Origin of the sequence: Nonomuraea terrae (genome assembly GCF_004348995.1) — a bacterium.
GTDB lineage: Bacteria > Actinomycetota > Actinomycetes > Streptosporangiales > Streptosporangiaceae > Nonomuraea > Nonomuraea terrae.
On record NZ_SMKQ01000114.1, the window covers coordinates 1 to 21,118 of the forward strand.

At 71.1% G+C, this 21,118-nt stretch carries 20 protein-coding genes; 16 read left to right on the plus strand and 4 right to left on the minus strand.

The window, feature by feature from the left end; translation table 11 throughout:
• The first annotated feature begins 652 nt into the window (after positions 1–652).
• The 5 genes from E1286_RS28995 (at position 653) to E1286_RS48180 (ending at position 4,641) form a co-directional block, all read left to right on the plus strand.
• The gene (locus E1286_RS28995; RefSeq protein ID WP_132617482.1) at positions 653–2,305 is read left to right on the plus strand and encodes an IS1182 family transposase; all 1,653 of its coding nucleotides are present in this window, start codon (positions 653–655) and stop codon (positions 2,303–2,305) included.
• A 316-nt stretch (positions 2,306–2,621) separates the two neighbouring features.
• On the plus strand, positions 2,622–3,098 hold the full coding sequence (locus tag E1286_RS29000; RefSeq protein WP_132617484.1) for a hypothetical protein: 477 nt from the start codon (positions 2,622–2,624) through the stop codon (positions 3,096–3,098).
• Positions 3,099–3,348: 250 nt separating this feature from the next.
• On the plus strand, positions 3,349–3,822 hold the full coding sequence (locus E1286_RS29005) for a hypothetical protein (RefSeq protein ID WP_132617486.1): 474 nt from the start codon (positions 3,349–3,351) through the stop codon (positions 3,820–3,822).
• Positions 3,822–4,139 (plus strand): winged helix-turn-helix domain-containing protein, encoded by a 318-nt coding sequence (locus E1286_RS29010; protein WP_132617488.1) that lies wholly within the window; start codon positions 3,822–3,824, stop codon positions 4,137–4,139. Before E1286_RS29005 ends, E1286_RS29010 begins: the two co-directional genes overlap by 1 nt.
• A gap of 334 nt (positions 4,140–4,473) precedes the next feature.
• Positions 4,474–4,641, plus strand: coding sequence for a hypothetical protein (locus E1286_RS48180; protein WP_165969956.1), 168 nt, complete (start codon positions 4,474–4,476; stop codon positions 4,639–4,641).
• Between the two features lie 358 nt (positions 4,642–4,999).
• Here E1286_RS48180 and hutI read toward each other — a convergent pair whose 3' ends face one another.
• From hutI to E1286_RS29035, 3 genes are all read right to left on the minus strand, one after another.
• Positions 5,000–6,208 (minus strand): imidazolonepropionase, encoded by a 1,209-nt coding sequence (gene hutI, locus E1286_RS29025; RefSeq protein ID WP_111183898.1) that lies wholly within the window; start codon positions 6,206–6,208, stop codon positions 5,000–5,002.
• Between the two features lie 478 nt (positions 6,209–6,686).
• Complete coding sequence (gene hflX, locus E1286_RS29030) at positions 6,687–8,099, minus strand: GTPase HflX (protein ID WP_425464776.1); 1,413 nt, start codon at positions 8,097–8,099, stop codon at positions 6,687–6,689.
• 92 nt (positions 8,100–8,191) lie between these two features.
• Entirely contained in the window at positions 8,192–8,884 is a 693-nt protein-coding gene (locus E1286_RS29035; protein ID WP_132617494.1) for a DUF4097 family beta strand repeat-containing protein, read from the minus strand.
• Positions 8,885–9,037: 153 nt separating this feature from the next.
• Here E1286_RS29035 and aceB point away from each other — a divergent pair, with 153 nt between their 5' ends.
• From aceB to E1286_RS29075, 8 genes are all read left to right on the plus strand, one after another.
• On the plus strand, positions 9,038–10,615 hold the full coding sequence (gene aceB / locus E1286_RS29040; protein ID WP_132617496.1) for a malate synthase A: 1,578 nt from the start codon (positions 9,038–9,040) through the stop codon (positions 10,613–10,615).
• A gap of 36 nt (positions 10,616–10,651) precedes the next feature.
• A complete protein-coding gene (locus E1286_RS29045) occupies positions 10,652–12,088 on the plus strand; it encodes an FAD-linked oxidase C-terminal domain-containing protein (protein WP_132617498.1) in 1,437 nt (478 codons plus the stop codon).
• Positions 12,088–13,254 carry an FAD-binding oxidoreductase gene (locus tag E1286_RS29050; protein WP_132617500.1) on the plus strand — a complete coding sequence of 389 codons (1,167 nt, stop codon included), beginning with the start codon at positions 12,088–12,090 and terminating at the stop codon, positions 13,252–13,254. Before E1286_RS29045 ends, E1286_RS29050 begins: the two co-directional genes overlap by 1 nt.
• A 1-nt stretch (position 13,255) precedes the next feature.
• The gene (locus E1286_RS29055; protein WP_132617502.1) at positions 13,256–14,458 is read left to right on the plus strand and encodes a (Fe-S)-binding protein; all 1,203 of its coding nucleotides are present in this window, start codon (positions 13,256–13,258) and stop codon (positions 14,456–14,458) included.
• Positions 14,455–15,207, plus strand: coding sequence for an IclR family transcriptional regulator (locus E1286_RS29060; RefSeq protein WP_132617504.1), 753 nt, complete (start codon positions 14,455–14,457; stop codon positions 15,205–15,207). Before E1286_RS29055 ends, E1286_RS29060 begins: the two co-directional genes overlap by 4 nt.
• Positions 15,208–15,247: 40 nt before the next feature.
• Complete coding sequence (locus E1286_RS29065) at positions 15,248–15,988, plus strand: IclR family transcriptional regulator (protein WP_132617506.1); 741 nt, start codon at positions 15,248–15,250, stop codon at positions 15,986–15,988.
• Positions 15,989–15,991: 3 nt separating this feature from the next.
• A complete protein-coding gene (locus E1286_RS29070) occupies positions 15,992–16,204 on the plus strand; it encodes a DUF2277 domain-containing protein (RefSeq protein WP_111185200.1) in 213 nt (70 codons plus the stop codon).
• A 65-nt stretch (positions 16,205–16,269) separates the two neighbouring features.
• Positions 16,270–18,186, plus strand: coding sequence for a hypothetical protein (locus E1286_RS29075; protein WP_132617508.1), 1,917 nt, complete (start codon positions 16,270–16,272; stop codon positions 18,184–18,186).
• 3 nt (positions 18,187–18,189) lie between these two features.
• Here E1286_RS29075 and E1286_RS29080 read toward each other — a convergent pair whose 3' ends face one another.
• Positions 18,190–18,609, minus strand: coding sequence for a hypothetical protein (locus tag E1286_RS29080; RefSeq protein ID WP_132617510.1), 420 nt, complete (start codon positions 18,607–18,609; stop codon positions 18,190–18,192).
• A gap of 93 nt (positions 18,610–18,702) precedes the next feature.
• Here E1286_RS29080 and E1286_RS29085 point away from each other — a divergent pair, with 93 nt between their 5' ends.
• From E1286_RS29085 to E1286_RS29095, 3 genes are read left to right on the plus strand one after another with little or no spacing between them, the layout of a single operon-like run.
• Complete coding sequence (locus tag E1286_RS29085; protein ID WP_132617512.1) at positions 18,703–19,380, plus strand: response regulator transcription factor; 678 nt, start codon at positions 18,703–18,705, stop codon at positions 19,378–19,380.
• Complete coding sequence (locus E1286_RS29090) at positions 19,377–20,618, plus strand: sensor histidine kinase (RefSeq protein WP_132617514.1); 1,242 nt, start codon at positions 19,377–19,379, stop codon at positions 20,616–20,618. The genes E1286_RS29085 and E1286_RS29090 overlap by 4 nt, the downstream gene beginning before the upstream one ends.
• Before the next feature lie 59 nt (positions 20,619–20,677).
• On the plus strand, positions 20,678–21,097 hold the full coding sequence (locus tag E1286_RS29095; RefSeq protein WP_132617516.1) for a PepSY domain-containing protein: 420 nt from the start codon (positions 20,678–20,680) through the stop codon (positions 21,095–21,097).
• Positions 21,098–21,118 lie beyond the last annotated feature (21 nt).

Genomic DNA, 21,118 nt, shown 5'->3' on the forward strand with positions numbered 1-21,118 from the left:
CGTCGGGGGTTGTGGGGGTGCTTCCGCGCGATGGGCGGGCGCTTTCGCGGGATGGGTTGTGGTTTCCCCGGGAGGTGGCTCGCTCGGCCGTCCCCCACGCCGGTCGGCCCACGCGACGGCGCGGGCGGCGGGTAGAGGCGTTGATGGAGCGTAGCCGGGACTCGGCTATTGCTCGCTCTGCCGCTGGATCGGGGGTTCGCACGCCAGCGACCGTATGGCGCAGGGCACCGCCGCTTTGGACCCGAACCGCATTCTGTGGATGAGGAACACAGGCAGGCCGGAGTCTGTGGATGACGAATGGTCCACCAGCGGCCCCGCAAGTGGCGCCAGCTGATCAGACCTCGGCCCGTGGATGGGCGATCGGCGCCGGCACGTGGACATCCAAGCGGTCAGGTGCCGCCACCCACGCCGGACCGGCGAAGGTAGCGACCAGCGCGCACGACCCTTGGCTTGTCTGGGTAGTCAAGCAAACTAGCCGGCCAGACGCCTGAAGGCCGTTAAGCCACGTTAGGCAAGCAGTCTGGCCGCGCGACCGGCCCCGCCCTCCCCCAGCGACACCGTTGGCGAAGTACATCAAAAAGCAGCGGCCCCATGATCACATCCGCGATCATGGGGCCGCTATCGTTGTTCCTGCTCACGGATGGAGTCGTGGGTGTCGCTGCGTTCGACTGGTTCAGACCAGATCCCGGCCGCCACTCTGGCGGTGGCCCGGGCGGCCTTCCCGAAAGGCAGCCTGGCGATTCGAGTACGGGATGCGCTGGGCGTCCTATTTGAGGACGCGGACTTCGCGGCAGCCTTCTCCACCCGCGGTCGCCCGGCACTGTCCCCTGCCCGTCTGGCGTTGGTGTCGATCCTGCAGTTCGGAGAGGGATTATCCGACCGGCAGGCGGCCGAGGCCGTGCGCGCGCGCATCGACTGGAAGTACGCACTCGGGTTGGAGCTGACCGACGCCGGCTTTGACTACTCGGTGCTCAGCGAGTTCCGTGATCGCCTGATCACGGGATCGCTTGAACAGGGCCTGTTCGACACGATCCTGGAGCGTGCCGACACCGCCGGGCTGCTACGAGCCGGCGGCCGACAGCGCACCGACTCCACTCACGTGCTCATGGCCACGCGCACGATGAACCGGCTGGAGCAGGTGCACGAAACAACACGAGCCGCTCTTAACGCGTTGGCCGCGGCAGCGCCGGATTGGCTGCTGACCCAGGCCGAACCCGGATGGTTCGACCGGTACGAGGCGCGCATCGAGGACTTTCGGCTGCCGAAGAACAAGGCCGAGCGCATCCAGCTCGGCCACGAGATCGGAGCTGATGGGTACGGTGTGCTGCGCGCGGTCTACTCGGAGAGCGCACCTGCATGGCTGCGCGACATCGCCGCGGTGCAGAACTTACGCCACGTGTGGATCCAGCAGTACGTCACCATCGACGATCACCTGCGCTGGCGGGCCCCTGACGAGCAGCCGCCAGGCACGATCCGCCAGATACCGCCCTACGACGGCGACGCCCGAACCGGAACCAAGCGCGACTCCCACTGGGACGGCTACAAGGTGCACCTCACCGAGACGTGCGACACCGACGCTCCACATCTGATCACCAACGTGATCACCGCCTCATCGCCCGGCAGCGACTACGAAGCCACCGAACAAGTCCACGAGGCACTGGCCACGCGTGAACTGACGCCGGCGGTGCACCTGGCTGACCGGGGCTACATGAGCGCCCACAACCTCGCACGAGCAGATCGCCGCGGCATCGAGCTGCTGGGACCGATGATGCCCGATAACGCCTGGCAGAGCGCCGAGGGCAACGGCTTTGCCGTCAGTGACTTCACCATCGACTGGGACAACCGCGTCATGACCTGTCCCGCCGGGGCCACCAGCTTGCCCTGGGTCAACGAGGTCGACCAGGGCGGAACTCCGGTCATCCGGCTGCGCTTTTCGATGCGTGACTGCAAGGACTGTCCCAGCCGCGACCTGTGCACCCGCGGGGCCAAAGGCCGGCGCATCACCCTGCGCCCACGGGAAGAGCACGAAGCCTTGCAACGCGCGCGGGTCAGGCAGAGCACCGACGAATGGCAGCAACGCTACGCCCACAGGCAAGGCATCGAGGGCACCATCGCCCAAGGCGTCAAAGGCTTCGGCCTGCGGCGGTCCCGCTACCGTGGGACCGCCAAGACCCATCTCCAGCATCTGCTCACCGCCGCAGCGATCAACCTTACGCGGATCGACGCGTGGCTGATGGACGTACCCCTCGCCCCGACGAGGACCTCACACTCGCAGCGCTCGCTGCGTAGGCCGGGGTGCCGTTAGCCGCGTTAACTTTCGTAGGGGGTGCCGGGTGACGATCGGCAGATGAGTCACCCGGCACCCACTGACAAGCTCACCGTCGTGAACACCTACTTTCCTGGACGGTGGATCGGTGGCGCGACGCTCGTCCTGGGCCCGGTCGTCCTGTGCGCCGGATACCTGCTGCGCTACCTGACTGAGCACGATCACCGCTCTCACCCCTCAGCAGCAGGCCTGGGCCGAGGCGCAGCCGTTCGCCGCCTACGGCCAGCTCTTCGCCTACGCCTCGGATCCCGCCCTGCTCACCCTCGCCTACGCGATCTTCGCGCTGGGGGCGCTGGTGCTCTTCCCCGCTTTCGTCGCCCTGGCTCAGCGGGTTGGCGGCGGCCTCGCCTTCTGGGGCGCCACCCTGCTGGTCGCCGGGCTCTTCGCCCGCCTGTACTTCGCCGGTGCCGACCAGACCGCCTTCCAGCTCACCGAGGTCCTCGGACTGGACCAGGCGACGAACGCGATCATGAAGGAATACGTCGATATCTCCTACGGACCGTGGCGAGTACCGGTCTGGGCCTCGGTCGGCCAGTACGCGGGCTCGCTCCTCCTGGCCGTCGCCGCCTGGCGCTCAGGCATCTTCGGCACCGCCCGCGCCGCGATGTTGCTGCTGGCAGGAGGCACGTGGATGGGCGTGCTGAAGGGCTCCTCCATCCCCGACGTGCTGGTCACCGGCCTGCTCTGCGTGGCCCTGGTCCCGCTGGGCGTGCGGATGCTGCAGGACCGGCTGACGGTTCCGGCCGGACGTCCGAAGTTGCTGAGCTGGTGAATGGACTCATCCATACCAAGCGGCGGACGTTCCATGCCCATATGCGGCCCGTGACATGTCGACTAACGGCACCCCAGGGCACGAAACCCAATTCGCCAACAGCGTCCCCCCAGCGAAGCGCGGCCCTCACCCAGTCGTCCGTGTTCAACCGCCCCGCCGGCCCAGCCTTGCGCGCCGACCACTTTCCGTAGGGAAAATAGATGGTACTTTCCTCAAAGGAAAGTAGTAGTCGGCTCTGGAGGTTGGTCCCATGAACCAGCAAGACGCCCGGACTTCGCTCGACGACATCCACCGTCTCCAGGACAGAACCCGGGAGCAGATCGTCCGCCAGAGCTTCGCGCTTCCGCGCGTGGTCATCTCCGCGCTCGGCCTCTTCATCGCCTTCGCGGCCATCGACCTCCCTCGCCCCTGGAACTTCGCCTTCCTGGCGGTCGGGATGGTCCTGTACGCGGGCGTGGGGATCGTCTACGAGCACCGGGCCTCGGTCTGCCGGAAGGTCACCAGCCAGGAGGCCCTTTTCCACGGCGGGCTGCTGGCCTGCATCATGGTGGCCTTCACCATCGGCCGGATCGCCGCCTTCGCGCTGTTCGACCTGCCGCCTCACGGGCTGCTGTCACAGGCCGCCGCCGGCGCGATCGTGGTGGCCGTGGCGTACGTCGCGGCCACGCCCGTGAACCGCTCCATCATGAAGTCGATCGTCCGACAGGGCGGCGGGGCCGCCTGATGGATCCGCTGTTCGACGAGTTCCTGCACGTCCCGGCCCGTCTGTCGGTCGTGGCGCTGCTGGCACCGGCCGAGTGGGTGGACTTCGGCTTTCTCAGAGACTCGGTCGGCACCAGCGACTCAGCGCTGTCCAAGCAGATCTCCGCGCTGGCCGCCGCCGGATATGTCATCGTCCGCAAGGACCAGGACAAGCGGGCGCGGCGGACGTACGTACAGCTCACCCCGCAGGGACGGCTGGCCTTCCAACGGCATGCGGCGGCTCTGGAGCAGATCGTCGCCCTCGCCCGCGATTCCGCCGGCCAGACCACCACCGACTAGAACCGCGCTAAGGATGTTGAGCGCTGGGTCCGCTCACGGGTGTTCCTGCTCCGGTCCAAGCGCCTCGGTTCTGACGATCCGTTCGCCGACCTCCGGGTGCCGGCTCACCCAAGCCAGTGTCAACGGTCGGACAGCCGCCTCATCATGGTTGGTCACCGTGCCACCTCATCATCCCGACGGAGGCACGCGCCAAGGATCTTCGATCAGGCGGGCTTCGGCGTTGCAGGTCATCCCCTCGATGCGGGGTGGTCGGGACGCGCTGAACCGGCACCGGCTGCACGCATGCTCGTGCACGCACGGCGTGCCGTAGGGGCGGTGACAGTAGGACACCTCTGTGAGCGGCCTCTGGCTCGGCCACGCCGGCATCCGCTCCACCGACGCCTGCCTTCACGCTGACATGAGCATCAAGGAGAAGGCCCTCGCCCTCACCACTCCCCAGGAAGCTCCTCCAGGCCGCTACCGTCGAAGCGACCAGGTCCTCGCGTTCCTCGAACGCCTGTGACCAGGCCGAGCCGCGGGCGGCGACGTCCCTGCCCAGCCGGCTCCCGAGACTCGACACTCGGCATGGTCGCGATGTCGGCAGAGGTTGACGCAAAGGAGGTCGACGCGGCCGTCGCGGTTGATGGTCTTGGTCAACTGCTTGTCGGCGGCGGCCTCGACGCGCTCGCCAGGGTGTAGCGGATGCCGCGCGGCAGCGGGGCCGCGGCTTCCTACCGCTGGGCTGCGTGAAGTCCGATGATCGGCTGCGTGCTTCGACGAGGCCCGCGGCTTCGCGCACCGCGGAGACGTGCCGGTGGGTGGCTCTCCTGGTCAACGGTTGCATGGGGGGAACGGCGCCGCGCTGGGTGGCGGAGCGGGCGTTACTGGACGGGGGTGCCGCCGCGCCAGACGCGGCGGGGCTTGAGGCCGAAGGACCAGGCGAAGGCGCCCTCGTGGTCGGCGTCCCACTGCACGATGTCGGCGAGCCGCCCCGGCGTCAGCACGCCGCGGTCGGGCGCGCCCAGGACGGTGGCGCCGCCGAGGGTGGCCGCGCGCAGCGCGTCGTTGACGCTCATCCCGAACGCCGACACCGCCATGGCGATCACCAGGGACATCGAGGTGATGCCGCAGAAGCCGGGGTTGTGGTCGCTACCGAGCGCGATCTGCACGCCATGCTTGATCATCTGGCGGACCGGCGGCAGGTGGCCGCGCTGCAGGGCCGTGGCCGGGCAGACGACGGCGGGCACGCCGTAGCGAGACATGATGGCGATGTCCTCGTCGGACATGTGGTGCAGGCCGTCCGCGGAGGCGCAGCCGAGCTCGGCGGCCAGCTGGACGGCGCCGCGCCGGCTGTACTGGCCGGCGTGGATGCGCGGCAGCAGGCCGACGTTGCGGCCGGAGGCGAGGACCCAGCGGGATTCCTCGGTGGTGAAGTGGCCCTCGTCGCAGTAGACGTCGACGCTGTCGGCGCCCGCCGCGGCCGCGTCGGCGCACCAGGCGCCCACGGCCTCGACGTATTCGCGCTGCCTGCCGAAGTATTCGGGCGGCACCACGTGGGCGGCCAGGAACGTGACGTGCACCCGCGGCATCATCGGCTCCTTCTCCAGCTCGCGCAGGAGCCGCACGTCGGCGAGCTCGCCGTCGCGGGTGAGGTGGTAGCCGGTCTTGGCCTCGACGGTGGTGGTGCCGCTGAGCAGCCAGCCGCGCAGCCGCTCGCGCACGCCGTTGCACAGCGTCCAGGGGTCGGTGCCGCGGGTCACGGTGACCGTGGAGCCCACGCCGCCGCCCGCCGCGGTGATCGAGGCGGACGTGGAGCCGCCGGTGCGGATGGCCAGCTCGGCGTAGCGGTTGCCGGCGTAGACGGGGTGGGTGTGGGCGTCGATGAGACCGGGCGTGACCAGGGCCCCGCCGAGGTTTTCGACGTGGTCGACGTCGACGATGTCGTCGACGACGCCCGGAACGCTCTGCGGCAGGTCGGGAGCGCGCCCGACCCACGCGATGCGGTCGTTGTGCACGAGGATGGCGGCGTTGCTGAGGACCTCGTTGCCGGTCCAGAGGCGGCCGATGTTGGTCAGGAGCCGAACGGTCACCGCATCACCACCCAGCATGCTCCCCCGCACGGGCGCCGAGCCCAGCGCACGGCCTGTGCCGCGCCCACTGAGTCCGCTCCGGGTCCGGACGACATGGGGGGTCTCCTGCTCTCATCCGCATCAGGTTGTGCGGTGACCGTATCGCCGGAGTCATGATCCGGCGATTTCAGTTCAGTTACGTTATTTCACATCTCGGGCCGCTGTACAGGGTTATTCGAAAGAAAGACCACTGCTCCCAGCCGTCACGCGGCACTGTCTATGCCCCAGGGACCCCGCTGACGACTTCAGGACGCGCGGCCATCACCGAAACCCAGAACCCGAACTTAAAAGCCAGACCAACGTTGGGTCTGGCCAATCTTAGCAATCCCCGGGTGCCGAAACCACTGCCGCTTTTGCGCAACTCTGCACGCTTTGCGGCGAGATCTGGCGCACCATACGGGTGAGTGCCGCCGCAGCGGCACCCACCTCGAAGTACGGCCTAGGAAACGCGCTCCACCGGCTTGCCGACCCGCACCAGCTCCTGCGACAGGCTGGGCAGCACGCGCGCGTGCAGGATCGTGCCCTCGCCCACGTGGTCGACCGAGAGCACCTCGCCCTCCTTGTGGGCCCGCGAGATCAGGTCGCCCCGCTCGTACGGCACCAGCAGGTGGACCTCGTGGTCGAGACGCGGCAGCCGCTCCTCGATGAGCTCCATCAGCTCGGGGATGCCCTTGCCCGTGCGGGCCGAGACCACGATGCTGTCGCGCTCGCGCCGCGCGATGCGGTCGAGCACCTCGGGGTCGGCAGCGTCGGCCTTGTTGATCACCACGATCTCCTGCACGTCGGACGCGCCCTCGATGTCGGCGAACACCTCGCGGACCGCCGCGAGCTGCCCCTCGGGATCGGGGTGGGAGCCGTCGACCACGTGCAGGATCAGGTCGGCGTCGGCGACCTCCTCCAGCGTCGAGCGGAACGCCTCGATGAGCTGGTGGGGCAGGTGACGGACGAACCCGACGGTGTCGGCGATCGTGAACAGCCGGCCTTCGGGCGTGCGCGCCCGGCGCACGGTCGGGTCGAGGGTGGCGAACAGCGCGTCCTCCACCAGCACGCCGGCGCCGGTGACGCGGTTGAGCAGCGAGGACTTGCCGGCGTTGGTGTAACCGGCGATGGCCACGGCAGGGACCTCGCGCCGCTGGCGCGCGTGGCGCTTGGTGTCACGCGCGGTGGACATGCCGCCGATCTGGCGGCGCAGCTTGGCCATGCGCTCGCGGATGCGGCGCCGGTCGAGCTCGATCTTGGTCTCACCGGGGCCGCGCCCGCCGATGCCGACGCCGCCCGCGGCGCGTCCGCCGACCTGCCGCGACAGGTTGCCGCCCCAGCCACGCAGGCGCGGCAGCAGGTACTGCAGCTGCGCCAGCTCGACCTGGGCCTTGCCCTCGCGGCTCTTGGCGTGCTGGGCGAAGATGTCGAGGATCAGCGCCGTACGGTCGATGACCTTGACCTTGACGATCTCTTCAAGCTGGCGGAGCTGGCCGGGGGCCAGCTCGCCGTCGCAGATCACGGTGTCGGCGCCGCTGGACTCGACGATGTCACGCAGCTCCAGCGCCTTGCCGGAGCCGATGTACGTGGCCGGGTCGGGCTTCTGGCGCCGCTGGATGAGCCCGTCGAGCACCTGCGACCCGGCCGTCTCCGCCAGGAGCTTCAGCTCGAGCAGGGAGTTGTCGGCGTCCTCGGCCGTGCCGGAGGTCCAGACGCCGACGAGGACGACCCGCTCGAGCCGCAGCTGCCGGTATTCGACCTCGGAGACGTCTTCAAGCTCGGTGGACAGGCCTGCTACGCGGCGCAGCGCCTGGCGCTCCTCGAGGTCCATGTCGCCGGTCTCGATCTCGTCGAGCAGGGTGTATTCGCGCATTCGTGTCATCTCTATGAGGAAACGTCTGGACACCTCGATGTCTTCCCACGATGGTGGCAGACATCCCCGAGCGCAATCACCTGGTTATCCCGTTACGCAGGTGACACCGTGACGTCGCCCGATCCCGTCTGCAACGAGATCTTGCGCGGCGACGACGTGTCGGTCTTGACCGTGACGTCGGTCTCGCCGGAGCCCACCTCGCTCTTCAGGTCGTAGGCCCCGTCGGGAACGGTCAGCCGGATGTCCCCGCTCCCGGCCGTCAACTCGACGGCGTCGGGGGCGGAGGCGTACGTGAGCTCGATGTCGCCCGCCCCCGACTCGGCGGACAGGCTCTTGCCCGCCAGGTCGGCGGCGTCCACGTCCCCCGATCCCACGAGCAGCTTCAGCTCCCCGGTCAGGCCCCTGAGAGTGAGGTTGCCGGAACCGGTGGTCAGGTCGGCCGTCAGACCCTTGGGCACCTGGATCTCGTAGTCGACGCCACAGGTGCCCCAGCTGGACGGGCAGTCATAGGTGACGACCAGCGCCTCGCCCTCGACCTTGTGCTCGGTCTCGGGCTTGGCGTCGCCGCGCCAGCGCAGGTGCTCGACCACGCGTACGGTGTCGCCGTCGGTCTCGGTGATCTCCGCGTCGCCGGCGCCGCTCTTCAGCCGCAGCTCGCCGACCTTCTCCTTCACCTCGTACGACACCGTGTCCTGGTTGCTCGGGCCGGTGACGCTCTCGAGGCCGCATCCGGTCAGCAGGACGGCGGAGAGCAGAAGTCCGCCCGCAACGATCACCTTCTTCATGCGGTGAATCCTCTCCCGGCATGGCGCCCGCCACATCGGGGATGACCCCGACGACTCCCCGGAGGGACCCCGCCTTTGACCCGATATAGGCGGGAGAGTAACTTCACTTCCACAATCCAGAAGTCGTTTTCCATATCGTGGAAAAGAGGTCCTATGGAGATCACCGGCCCGATGCTCGATCGGTTCGACGAGATCCTCACGCCGGAGGCGCTCGATTTCGTGGCGACTCTCCAGCGGGAGTTCGGCCCCAGGCGGCTTGAGCTGCTGGAGGCCCGCCAGGCGCGCCAGACGGAGCTGTCGGCGGGCGCCATGCTCGACTTCCTGCCGGAGACCAAGCAGATCAGGGAGAGCGACTGGCAGGTCGCTCCCCCGGCGCCCGGGCTGGAGGACCGGCGCGTCGAGATCACCGGCCCGACCGACAAGAAGATGACCATCAACGCGCTCAACTCCGGCGCGAAGGTGTGGCTGGCCGACTTCGAGGACGCCCTGTCCCCGCTGTGGGAGAACTGCGTGGCCGGCCACCTCAACCTGCGCGACGCGCTCGACCGCACGATCGACTTCGAGTCCGGCGGCAAGGCGTACACGCTCAAGCCCGACGAGGAGCTGGCCACCATCGTGGTGCGCCCGCGCGGGTGGCATCTGGACGAGAAGCACGCCCTCGTCGACGGGCTGCCGGTGTCGGGGTCGCTGTTCGACTTCGCGCTCTACTTCTTCCACTGCGCCCAGCGGCAGATCGACAAGGGCAAGGGCCCGTACTTCTACCTGCCCAAGATCGAGTCGCACCTGGAGGCGCGGCTCTGGAACGACGTGTTCACCCGGGCGCAGGAGCTGCTCGGCATCCCGCACGGCACCATCAGGGCGACCGTGCTCATCGAGACCTACCCGGCGGCGTTCGAGATGGAGGAGATCCTCTACGAGCTGCGCGACCACTCGGCGGGGCTCAACGCGGGCCGCTGGGACTACCTCTTCAGCGTGATCAAGAAGTTCCGCACGCGGGGCCGCGAGTTCCTGCTGCCGGAGCGGAACACGGTCACGATGACGGCGCCGTTCATGCGCGCCTACACCGAGCTGCTCGTGCGCACGTGTCACAAGCGGGGCGCGCACGCCATCGGCGGGATGGCGGCGTTCATCCCCTCGCGCAAGAACCCCGAGGTGAACGAGGTCGCGCTGGAGAAGGTGCGGGCCGACAAGACGCGCGAGTCGGGCGACGGGTTCGACGGGTCGTGGGTGGCCCACCCCGACCTCGTGCCGATCTGCCGCGAGGTGTTCGACGGCGTGCTCGGGTCGCGGCCCCACCAGCTCGACCGGCTGCGCGAGGACGTCAGCGTGACCACCGCCGAGCTGCTGGCGGTCTCCGAGACGCCGGGCGGCATCACCGAGGCGGGCCTGCGGAGCAACGTCGACGTCGGCCTGCGCTACCTGGCCTCGTGGATGGGCGGGCAGGGCGCGGCGGCCATCCACAACCTGATGGAGGACGCCGCCACCGCCGAGATCTCGCGCTCGCAGGTCTGGCAGTGGATCCACAACGACGTCACCCTCGCCGACACCGGTGAGCAGGTGACGAAGGAGATCGTCGAGCGGATCATCGGCGAGGAGCTGGCCAAGATCGCGCAGGAGCCGGGATACGACGAGAAGTTGTTCGACCAGGCGACGCAGCTGTTCAAGGAAGTGGCGCTGGACGACGACTTCGCCGAATTCCTAACTCTCCCGGCCTATGCTCGAATGCCATGACAAAAGGTGAAAAATAGAAGAGAGGGGGGATCGGTGATGGAAGAGCTGACCGCGGCGCTGCACTCCTTGCTGCCCGAAGATTTGGTGATCACCGATCCCGTACGCCTGCGCACCTACGAGTGCGACGGCCTCACCTACCACCGGGCGACCCCGGGCGTGGTCGTGCTGCCCGAGACCGCCGAGCAGGTCGCCCGCGTGGTGCGCCTCTGCAACGACTTCGGCGTGCCGTTCGTGGCCAGGGGTTCGGGCACGGGCCTGTCGGGGGGCGCGCTCCCCCGCGAGGACGGCGTGCTCATCGTGACCGCGAAGATGCGCCGCATCCTGGACATCGACCTGGACAACCGCCGGGCGGTCGTCGAGCCGGGAGTGACCAACCTGGCCATCACCGAGGCCGTCCGCGACCAGGGCTACTACTACGCGCCCGACCCCTCCAGCCAGCAGGTCTGCTCGATCGGCGGCAACGTCGCGGAGAACTCCGGCGGCGCCCACTGCCTGAAGTACGGCTTCACCGTCAACCACGTCGAGGCCTGCGAGATCGTCACCCCGGACGGCGACCTGGTCACGCTCGACCGCATGGACCCGGGCTACGACCTGCTGGGGGCGTTCATCGGCTCGGAGGGCACGCTCGGCATCGCCACCAAGATCACCGTACGGCTGAGCCGCGCGCCGGAGGCCGTGACCACGGTGCTGGCCGCGTTCGAGAGCCTCGAGCAGGGCGGGGAGGCCGTCTCGGCGATCATCGGCGCGGGCATCGTGCCGGCCGCGATCGAGATGATGGACGCGCTCAGCATCGAGGCGGCCGAGGCCGCGGTGGCCTGCGGTTATCCGGCGGGCGCCGGGGCGGTGCTGGTCGTGGAGCTGGACGGCCCGGCCGCCGAGGTCGAGCGGCAGTTCACCCGGCTGGAGGAGATCTGCTCGGCGGCGTTCGAGCTGCGGGTGGCGGCGGGGCCGGCCGAGCGGGCGGCGATCTGGAAGGGCCGCAAGTCGGCGTTCGCCGCCGTCGGGCGCATCAGTCCGGCGTACATCGTGCAGGACGGCGTGGTGCCGCGCACGTCGCTGCCCGCGGTGCTGGCGGCCATCGACCGGCTGTCGGCGGAGCACGGCATCCGGGTGGCCAACGTCTTCCACGCCGGCGACGGCAACCTGCATCCGCTGGTGCTGTTCGACGACGCGGAGCCGGGGGCGGGCGAGCGGGCCGAGGTGGTCTCGGGCGCGATCCTCGACCTGTGCATCGAGCACGGCGGCTCCATCACCGGCGAACACGGCGTGGGCGTCGACAAGTCGCGCTACATGCCGAAGATGTTCGGCGTGGACGACCTCGACACCATGCAGCTCGTACGGTGCGCGTTCGACCCCCGCGGGCTGTCGAACCCGGGCAAGGTGTTCCCGACGCCGCGGTTGTGCGGCGAGGTGCCGGGCGTGCGCAAGGGCGTGCATCCGCTGGTCGAGTCGGGGAAGGCGGAGCAGTTCTGATGACCCTGACAGGGATCGGCGTGACGGTCAGGCAGGCGGGCCCCGACGACGCGGTGGGCGGCGTGCTCCCGCGCTGGGTCGCGTTGCCGGAGAGCGTCGAGGAGATCGCGGCCCTGCTGCGGGCCTGCGCGGAGCAGGACCTCGCGGTGGTGCCCGTGGGCGGCGGCACGAAGCTGCACTGGGGCGCGCCGCCCGAACGTTGCGACGTGCTGCTCGACATGTGCTGCATGAACGCCGTGCTGGAGCACGCGGCGGGCGACCTCGTGGTGCGCGTCCAGGCCGGGGCGACGATGGACGCCCTGGCGGCGGAGCTGGCGGGCAAGGGGCAGGAGCTGGCGCTCGACGTGCCGTCCGGCGCGGGCTCGACGGTGGGCGGCACACTGGCCGCCGGGCTGCCGGGGCCGCGCGCGTTCCGCTTCGGCACCGCCCGCGACCTGCTCATCGGCATCACCGTCGTGCTCGCCGACGGCACGGTCGCCCGCTCCGGCGGCAAGGTGGTCAAGAACGTCGCCGGCTACGACCTGGGCAAGCTCTTCGCCGGCTCGTACGGCTCGCTCGGCGTCATCGCGGAGGCGGTGTTCCGCCTGCATCCGCTGCCGGCCGAGCGCCGCTGGGTGGTCGCCGAGCCGGCCCTGGACGAGGTGCCGGCGATCGCCCTGGCGCTCGCGGCGTCACAGGCCGAGCCGAGCGCGGTCGAGGTGGACCGGCCGGATCCGGACGGCCCGCTCGTCCTGGCCGCGCTGGTGGAGGGCACGGCGGCCGAGGCCAGGGCGCGGGCGCTGCGCGACGTCGTGGGCGGGGGCGAGGTGATCGGTCAGCCGCCGTCGTGGTGGGGGCGCGTCCCGTCCGGCGAGGTGCTGGCCGAGGTGCGGTTCCCGCCGACGGCCACGGGGGCCGTGCTCGACGCGGCGGCCGGCGCCGGGACGGCGCTGCGCGGCTCTCCCGTCGCGGGGCGGCTGCTGCTCGCGACGGACGGTCAGCTGGCCGTGTCCGCGCTGCGCAAGACGGTGGAGGACGCCGGAGGGCGGGTCGTCGTGCTCGCCACGCCGGACAGTGGGGTCGACAGATGGGGGCAGATCAGCGGGCTCGCGCTGATGCGGCGGGTCAAGGAGCGGTTCGATCCCGGGCGCAGGATGTCCCCCGGACGGTTCGTGGGAGGCATCTGAAATGGATCCGAAGCTCATCAACGACTGCGTGCACTGCGGGTTCTGCCTGCCGACCTGTCCGACGTACGTGTTGTGGGGCGAGGAGATGGACTCGCCGCGCGGGCGGATCCACCTGATGAGCCAGCACGTCGAGGGCACGCCCATGACGCCCGAGATGGCCGGCCACTTCGACGCCTGCCTGGGCTGCATGGCGTGCGTGACCGCGTGCCCGTCCGGGGTGCAGTACGACCGGCTGATCGAGCAGACCCGCGTCGAGGTCGAACGTGAGCATGAGCGCCCGCCGCAGGAGCGGGCCGTGCGCGGGATCGTCTTCAACCTGTTCCCCTACCCGCGCCGGCTGCGCCTGCTGCGGCCGACGCTGGGGCTGACCGGTCGGATGGCGCCGTTCCTGGCCAGGGTGAACCCGAGTCTCGGCGCGATGGCCGGGCTCGCGCCGCGCGTGGAGCGGCGCCAGCGGCTGCCGCGCGTGGTGAGGGCCAGGGGCGAGCGCCGGGCCGTGGTCGGGATGCTCCTGGGCTGCGTGCAGCGGGAGTTCTTCCCGCAGGTGAACGCCGCCACGGCGCGAGTGCTGGCGATGGAGGGCTGCGACGTCGTCATCCCGCCGGGGCAGGGCTGCTGCGGGGCGCTCAGCGTGCACTCCGGGCTGGAGGCGCAGGCCAAGCGGCTGGCGCGCAGGACGGTCAGGACGTTCGAGAAGGCCGGGGTGGACACCGTGGTGGTCAACGCGGCCGGCTGCGGCTCGTCGATGAAGGAGTACGCGACGCTGCTCGGGTACGACCCCGGGTTCCGGGTGATGGACCTGTCGGAGTTCCTGGCCGAGCTGGGCCCGGTGGCCACGCGGCACCCGCTGCCGCGCACCGTCGCCTACCACGACGCCTGCCACCTCGCCCACGCGCAGGGCGTGCGCTCGCAGCCGCGCCAGCTGCTGAGCGGCATCCCGGAGCTGGAGCTGCGCGAGATCCCCGAGTCGGCCATCTGCTGCGGCTCGGCGGGCACGTACAACCTGCTGCAGCCGGAGGCCGCGCGGGACCTCGGCGACCGCAAGGCCAAGGCGGTCGAGTCGACGGGCGCGCAGCTGCTCGTCTCCGCGAACCCGGGGTGCACCATGCAGATCGCCGCGGCCATGCGGCGGGCCGGCGCGGACATCAGGGTGGCCCACACGGCGGAGGTGCTGGACGCCTCACTGCGCGGGGCCGCCCTGTGAGCGTCCAGTCGGTCGAGCGGGCGCTCGACGTGCTGGAGGCGCTGGCCGAGCACGGAGGCGAGGCGGGGCTGTCGGAGATCGCCGCCAGGACCGGTCTGCCGTACGGCACCATCCACCGGCTGCTGCAGACGCTGCTCGTGCGGGGTTACGTGCGCCAGGAGTCCGACCGGCGTTACGCGCTGGGCGGAGGGCTCGTCCGGCTGGGCGGGGTCGCCGGGGGCATGGTCGGTGTGTGGGCGCGGCCGTACCTGAGCAAGCTGGTCGAGCTGTCCGGTGAGACGGCGAACCTGGCAGTGCTCGAAGGCGACTTCGTCGTGTACGTGGCGCAGGTGCCGTCGCCGCGCCGGCTGCGGATGTTCGCCGAGGTGGGCAGGCGGGTGCTGCCGCACAGCACGGCCGTGGGCAAGGCGCTGCTCGCCGGGCGGCCCCCGGCGGAGGCGGTCGCGGTGTTCGAGCGCACCGGCATGCCGCGCCGCACGCCCAACACGATCGTCGACCGGCCCGCGATGCTGACCGAGCTGCAGGCCGTCAGAGGCCGCGGCTACGCCTTGGACCTGGGCGAGGAGGAGCTCGGCGTGCACTGCCTCGCCGTGCCGGTCTGGGACGGCGACCGGGTGGTGGCGGCGCTGTCGGTCTCGGGGCCGGCCGAACGGATCGACGCGCTCGACCGCGACGACCTGGCCGAGAGCATGCGTAAGATCGCCGCCGACTTCGGCAACGAGCTCGGGCCGGTGACCGGCGGGGGCTGACCTCGGCCCGGGGTTGGAGCACCCGGTATCGTGTTGCGCCATGGGCAACAGCACGACGGTTCAATCGGTCGATCGTGCCCTCGCGATCCTGGAGCTCCTGGCTCGGGACGGGCCCACCCGGGTGACGGACCTCGCGGCGGAGCTCGACGTGCACAAGTCCACGGCGTTCCGGCTGCTGGCTTCGCTGGAGCAGGGCGGCCTGGTCGAGCAGACCGGCGACCGGGGGCGCTACCGGCTCGGGTTCGGCCTCGTCCGCCTGGCCGGGGCCGTCACGGCGCAGCTCGACCTGTCGCGCGAGAGCCTGCCGGTGTGCCTGCGCCTGGCGGAGGGGGTCGGCGAGACGGTCAACATCGCGGTGCCGCGCAACGGCGACCCGGTCAACGTCAGCCAGGTGCGCGGCCCCGCCGCGATCAGCGGCCACAACTGGGTCGGCCAGCGCACTCCCTCCCACGCCACCTCCAGCGGCAAGGTGCTGCTCGCCTTCGGCGCGCTACGGCCCCCCACGGAGCTGGAACGCTACACACCGCACACCGTCACCTCGGTCGGCGAGCTGGGGCTCGACGAGATCAGGGAGCGCGGCTGGGCCTACGCCGTGGAGGAGCTGGAGGTCGGCCTCAACGCGGTGGCCGCGCCGATCCGCGGGGCGGACGGCTCGGTGGTGGCCGCGGTCAGCGCCTCGGGGCCCTCCTACCGGCTGACGCCCGAGCGGCTGCCGGAGGTGGGCGAGCTGCTGGTCAAGGGCGCGAGGGAAATCAGTCAGCGCATCGGCTATTACGGTTGAGTCATGTGTAGAAGCATCAAGACCCTCCGCCCGCCGTACACGGAGAGCGTGACCGAGGACGACGTGCGCGCGGCGGCCCTGCAGTACGTACGGAAGATCTCGGGGTTCCGCGCGCCTGCGGCGCACAACGCCGAGGCGTTCGACCGGGCGGTCGAGGCGATCACCCGGGCGTCGGAGGAGCTGCTCGGGGCGCTGGAAGTCCGCGGGAGTCGTTGACAGCTCCCGCGCGCGAGGGAAGCCTACCGGGATGTAACCCTCACCCGATCTTCCAGGGGGCTCCCATGATCAGCGGGTTGTACCAGGGTCAGGACGGCGACTCGCGGCTGGAGCTCCGCGTCGACGTCGACGGCGCCAGGCCCACCGGGCGGGTGAGCGGCGACCTGTTCACCGTGTCGGGGGCGACCACGTCCTACGCCGGTTCCTTCGTGGTGGACGCGCCCGCCGTACGGTCCGAGGGCGGGGAGACGCGGATCGAGGGAGCCGGGCGGTTCACGTTCGACACCGAGACGCGCGACGTGGGCGTCGTCATCGCCGGCGGGAGCGGGAGCGCCACGGTGGGCGGGCGCGCGTACGAGGTGGCCTTCGCCTCCCCGCACTTCCGCAGCGTGCTGCTGGAGCAGGACTCCGTGGTGGGGGCGGTGCCGTTCGTGTCGTACCACACCGGCTCGCTGCCGGGACCCGCGGGCTCGCCGCCGAGGGAGCTGACGGTGCCCGCCGCGTACGCGGAGGCGGGCATCGAGCTGCGCCTGGCCGAGCCCGGCGTGGTCCCGGTGGACGGGTCGGGCACCGACCTGGTGTGGGACGACGCCGAGCTGCACCACGCGATGACCCGGCACTTCAGCGCGTACGGCGACGCCCCGGCCTGGCGGGTGTGGCTGCTGGTGGCTGGCAAACACGCGCGCGGCCTGCGCGGCATCATGTTCGACTACCAGGACGCCCACCAGCGGCAGGGCGCCGCCGTCTTCCACGACGCCGTCCAGGGCACGACGCCGGAGGCGCGCAGGGCCCAGTTACGCACGTACGTGCACGAGGTCGGCCACGCGTTCAACCTGCTGCACTCGTGGGAGAAGCACCTGGCGACCCCGCCCAGGCCGCTCGGCCCCGAGGGCGGCTTCGGCGACCTGTCGTGGATGAACTACACCTACACCTACCAGCCGGGCGGCGAGCCGGCCTACTGGGCGGCCTTCCCCTTCCGGTTCACCGACTCCGAGCTGGTGCACCTGCGGCACGCCTTCTACCGCGACGTGGCCATGGGGGCGCACGCGTTCGGCGTCGGGGCGGCCGAGGCCGAGCCGTTCGAGCAGCCGGTCGAGGACCACTCGGGGCTGCGGCTGGAGCTGCGCGCCAAGGAGTCGTACGCGCTGGGCGAGCCGGTGGTGGTCGAGCTCAAGCTGTCGCACGCGAGCGAGCCGCGCGGCACGCACGGCCACCTGCACCCCGACAGCGGCTTCACGCAGGTGTCGATCACCCGTCCCGACGGTGGCACGGTGCTCTACCGGCCCATGCTGCGCCAGTGCGTGGACGCCACGCCGCAGGTCAGGCTGGACGACGGCAACCCGGCGATGTACCGCAGCGCGTACATCGGGCACGGGCGCGACGGCCACTACTTCCAGCAGCCCGGCGAGTACCACGTGCGCGCCCGGTACGTCGCCGCCGACGGCTCGCTCGTCGTCTCCCCCGCGCTGCTGGTGAGGGTGCGCCGGCCGGCGGAGCCCGACGACCACCGGGTGGCCGAGCTGATGCTGGGCGAGGAGCAGGGCCAGCTGTTCTCGCTCCTCGGCTCCGACTCGCCCGCGCTGAGCTCGGGCAACCGGGCGCTGGACGAGGTCATCGGCCGCTACGGCGCGCACCCGCTGGCCGTCTACGCCCGCCTGGTCAAGGGGCTGAACGCCGAGCGTGAGTTCAAGGACCTGGTGCCGGGCGAGGGGCTGCGCGTGCGGCCGCCCGACCCGAAGCAGGGCATCGAGCACCTGACCCACGTCGTGCGCGGGGCGGGCGTCGACAACATCACCCTCAACCTGGTGATGCGCCGCCTGGCCAGGGCCGAGGCGCGGCAGGGCGACCTCGGCCGGGCGAACGCGGTGCTGGACCGGATGGTGGCCACGTTCGCGGCCAAGGGGGTCAACCCCATCGTCATGGGGCAGATCCGCCGACAGGCCGAGTTGACGAAGGCGGCGCTGGGCGCGGAGGCGTCGTGAGCGTCAGTGGACGCGGGCGACGGGCTGCCCCGCCACGCAGGTGATCGTCAGCTCGATGTCGTCGCCGTCGTCCGGCTCGAACTCGACCTGGGCCTCGGCGGCCGGCCCCGGCTCGACGCCGTCGACCGAGTGGTCCTGGGCCGGGCTCCACGACCGCAGCGTGACCAGGTCGCCGTCGCACGAGGCGATCACCGTGCCGCCGGGGCTGCGGATCAGCTTGCCCGGGGACGTCGAGGACGGCTCGGCGGTCGAGGCGGCGACGGCCCGGGCGGTGGCCGTGGACAGCGCCGCGCGGACCTCGTCCCGGCTGAGCACGTGGCTGGAGCTGCCGGTGAGGCCGGTGCCGAGCAGACCGAGCACCGCCAGCGCGGCGCCGGTGGCGGCGACGGCGGTGACGGCCCAGGCCAGCACGAGTCGTTTCATCGCGCCCAAGCTTCCCCCATCGACGGCTAAGGCGAGGTTAAGGCGACGCTAAGAGAGACCTGGTCACCGTCCGCGAACGTCTAGTTTCTGTATATGGCTGACATCCTGCTCATCGAGGACGACGTGGCGATCCGTACGGCGCTCAGCCGCGGGCTGCGGGAGCTCGGCCATGCCGTCTCCTCGTCTCCGACGGCGATGGACGGGCTGCGCCTGGCCGTACGCGACCGTCCCGACCTGGTGGTGCTCGACCTGGGGCTGCCGGACCTGGACGGGGCGGAGCTGCTGCGGATGTTGCGGGCGGTGAGCCGGGTGCCGGTCATCGTGGCGACCGCCCGCGACGGGGACGCCGAGATGGTGCCGGTGCTGGACGCGGGGGCCGACGACTATGTGGTCAAGCCGTTCAGCGCGGCCCAGCTCGACGCGCGCGTACGGGCCGTGCTGCGGCGGGCGGGCGAGGCGGCGCCGGAGCCGCTGGCGGTCGGGGCGCTGCGGGTGGACCCGCGGGCGCGTACGGCCACGCTCGACGGCGCGGCCCTGGATCTGACGCCGCGCGAGTTCGACGTGCTGCACTACCTGGCCGCGCGGCCCGGCGAGGTCGTCACCAAGCGGGAGCTGCTGACGGAGGTGTGGCAGCTGCCGTACGGCGGCGCCGACAAGACGGTGGACGTCCACCTGTCGTGGCTGCGCAGGAAGCTCGGCGAGACGGCCGCGCGGCCCCGTTACCTGCACACCGTACGCGGTGTGGGTGTCAAGCTGGTCGAGCCGTCGTGAGGCGGTGGCTGGCGCTGCTGGTCGCGGCGACGACGTCGCTCGTGCTGATCGCGCTGCTGGTGCCGATGGCGCTGCTGATCCGCGCCGTGGCCGAGAACGGCGCGATGAGCCGGGCCACCGCCGCGGCCGAGTCCGTCGCGGTGGCGGTCGGCACTCCCGACCTGGCGCTGGCCGTGGAGCAGGTGGCCCGCCCGGTGACGGTGTTCCTGCCCGGCGGCGGCACGGTGGGCAGGCCCGCCGGCCGTTCCGACGCGGTGCGGCTGGCCGCGACCGGGCGCAGCGTCACGGCGGAGGCCGACGGGGGCAGGGAGGTGCTCGTCTCGGCGCAGTCCCCGGGCGGCACGGCCGTGATCAGGGTGTTCGTGCCCGACGACGAGCTGATGAGGGGCGTGCGGGAGGCGTGGCTGGCACTGCTCGTGCTGGGGCTCGCTCTGGTCGTGCTGGGCATCGTCCTGGCGGACCGGCTGGCGCTGGCCGTGACCAGGCCGGTGGACGGGCTGGCGCGGGTCTCGCACCGGCTCGCCGGAGGTGACCTGACCGCCCGCGCGGAGCCCGGCGGCCCGCCCGAGGTGCGTTCGGTGGCGATGGCGCTCAACCACCTGGCCGGCCGCATCGACGAGCTGCTGGCGGCCGAGCGTGAGTCCGTGGCGGACCTGTCCCACCGCCTGCGCACGCCGCTGACCGGGCTGCGGCTGGACGCCGAGTCGCTGCGCGACCCCGAGGAGGCGGGGCGCATCCAGGCCAGGGTGGACGCTCTGGAGCGCGCCGTGAGCGCGGTGATCACCGAGGCCCGCCGCCGGTCCGCCGGGCGCGGCACGTGCGACGCGGCGGCGGTGGTGCGCGAGCGCGTACGGTTCTGGTCGGTGCTGGCCGAGGACCAGGGACGTGAGGTGGCGATCAGCCTGCCGGCCGGCCCGCTGCCGGTCGCGGTGGGCGGCGAGGAGCTGGCCGCGTGCGTCGACGCGCTGCTCGGCAACGTCTTCGCGCACACGCCGGAAGGTGCCTCCATGTCCGTACGGCTGGAGCCGCGGCCCTCCGGGGCCCTGCTGACCGTGAGCGACGCGGGGCCCGGGTTCGAGCCGGCGCTGCTGGAGCGGGGCATCAGCGGCGGCGACTCGACGGGGCTCGGGCTGGACATCGCCCGGCGTACCGCGGAGTCCTCGGGCGGCGGGCTGACCGTCTCCACGCCCGCGGGCGGTGGGGCCCGCGTCGAGGTGCTGCTGGGCGCGGCGCCCTAGGAGGCGGCGTTAACCGTCGCTTAGCGCGCGGTTACCCGGCTTCGCGGTTTCGTGGAGACATGCAGATCACGAAGAAGATCATCATCGCCGGCGCCGGGTTCGTCGCGCTGGCCTCGGGCGGCGGCGCCGCGTACGCCACCGCCACGGCCGCCTCCCCCTCGGTGGAGACCTTCACCGCCGCCCCCGCGCCGAAGGTCTCGGCGGAGCAGGCCATGCAGATCGCGCACGGGAAGGTGCAGGGCGCCTGGGTCAGCGAGCTCGACTTCGACCTCAAGGGCAGCCGGCCCGACGTGTGGGAGATCGAGCTGACCAAGGGGCAGGAACGGCACGAGATCGACGTGGACGCGACCTCCGGCAAGATCGTCAAACATGAGACGGACCGGGTGGGCCAGAACGGCGACGACGACCGGGACGACGACCACGATGACGACGACCACGATGACGACGACCGGGACGACGACCGGGACGACGACGACTGATCCCCGGTGAAGGCGACGCCG

Excerpts from the sequence above, each read along its gene's own strand:
- E1286_RS29005 (WP_132617486.1), top strand. The coding sequence starts at position 3,349 with ATGAACCAGCAAGACGCCCGGACTTCGCTCGACGACATCCACCGTCTC.
- E1286_RS29010 (WP_132617488.1), top strand. The coding sequence starts at position 3,822 with ATGGATCCGCTGTTCGACGAGTTCCTGCACGTCCCGGCCCGTCTGTCG.
- hflX (WP_425464776.1), bottom strand. The coding sequence starts at position 8,099 with ATGCGCGAATACACCCTGCTCGACGAGATCGAGACCGGCGACATGGAC.
- E1286_RS29035 (WP_132617494.1), bottom strand. The coding sequence starts at position 8,884 with ATGAAGAAGGTGATCGTTGCGGGCGGACTTCTGCTCTCCGCCGTCCTG.
- aceB (WP_132617496.1), top strand. The coding sequence starts at position 9,038 with ATGGAGATCACCGGCCCGATGCTCGATCGGTTCGACGAGATCCTCACG.
- E1286_RS29045 (WP_132617498.1), top strand. The coding sequence starts at position 10,652 with ATGGAAGAGCTGACCGCGGCGCTGCACTCCTTGCTGCCCGAAGATTTG.
- E1286_RS29050 (WP_132617500.1), top strand. The coding sequence starts at position 12,088 with ATGACCCTGACAGGGATCGGCGTGACGGTCAGGCAGGCGGGCCCCGAC.
- E1286_RS29055 (WP_132617502.1), top strand. The coding sequence starts at position 13,256 with ATGGATCCGAAGCTCATCAACGACTGCGTGCACTGCGGGTTCTGCCTG.
- E1286_RS29065 (WP_132617506.1), top strand. The coding sequence starts at position 15,248 with ATGGGCAACAGCACGACGGTTCAATCGGTCGATCGTGCCCTCGCGATC.
- E1286_RS29070 (WP_111185200.1), top strand. The coding sequence starts at position 15,992 with ATGTGTAGAAGCATCAAGACCCTCCGCCCGCCGTACACGGAGAGCGTG.
- E1286_RS29075 (WP_132617508.1), top strand. The coding sequence starts at position 16,270 with ATGATCAGCGGGTTGTACCAGGGTCAGGACGGCGACTCGCGGCTGGAG.
- E1286_RS29080 (WP_132617510.1), bottom strand. The coding sequence starts at position 18,609 with ATGAAACGACTCGTGCTGGCCTGGGCCGTCACCGCCGTCGCCGCCACC.
- E1286_RS29085 (WP_132617512.1), top strand. The coding sequence starts at position 18,703 with ATGGCTGACATCCTGCTCATCGAGGACGACGTGGCGATCCGTACGGCG.
- E1286_RS29095 (WP_132617516.1), top strand. The coding sequence starts at position 20,678 with ATGCAGATCACGAAGAAGATCATCATCGCCGGCGCCGGGTTCGTCGCG.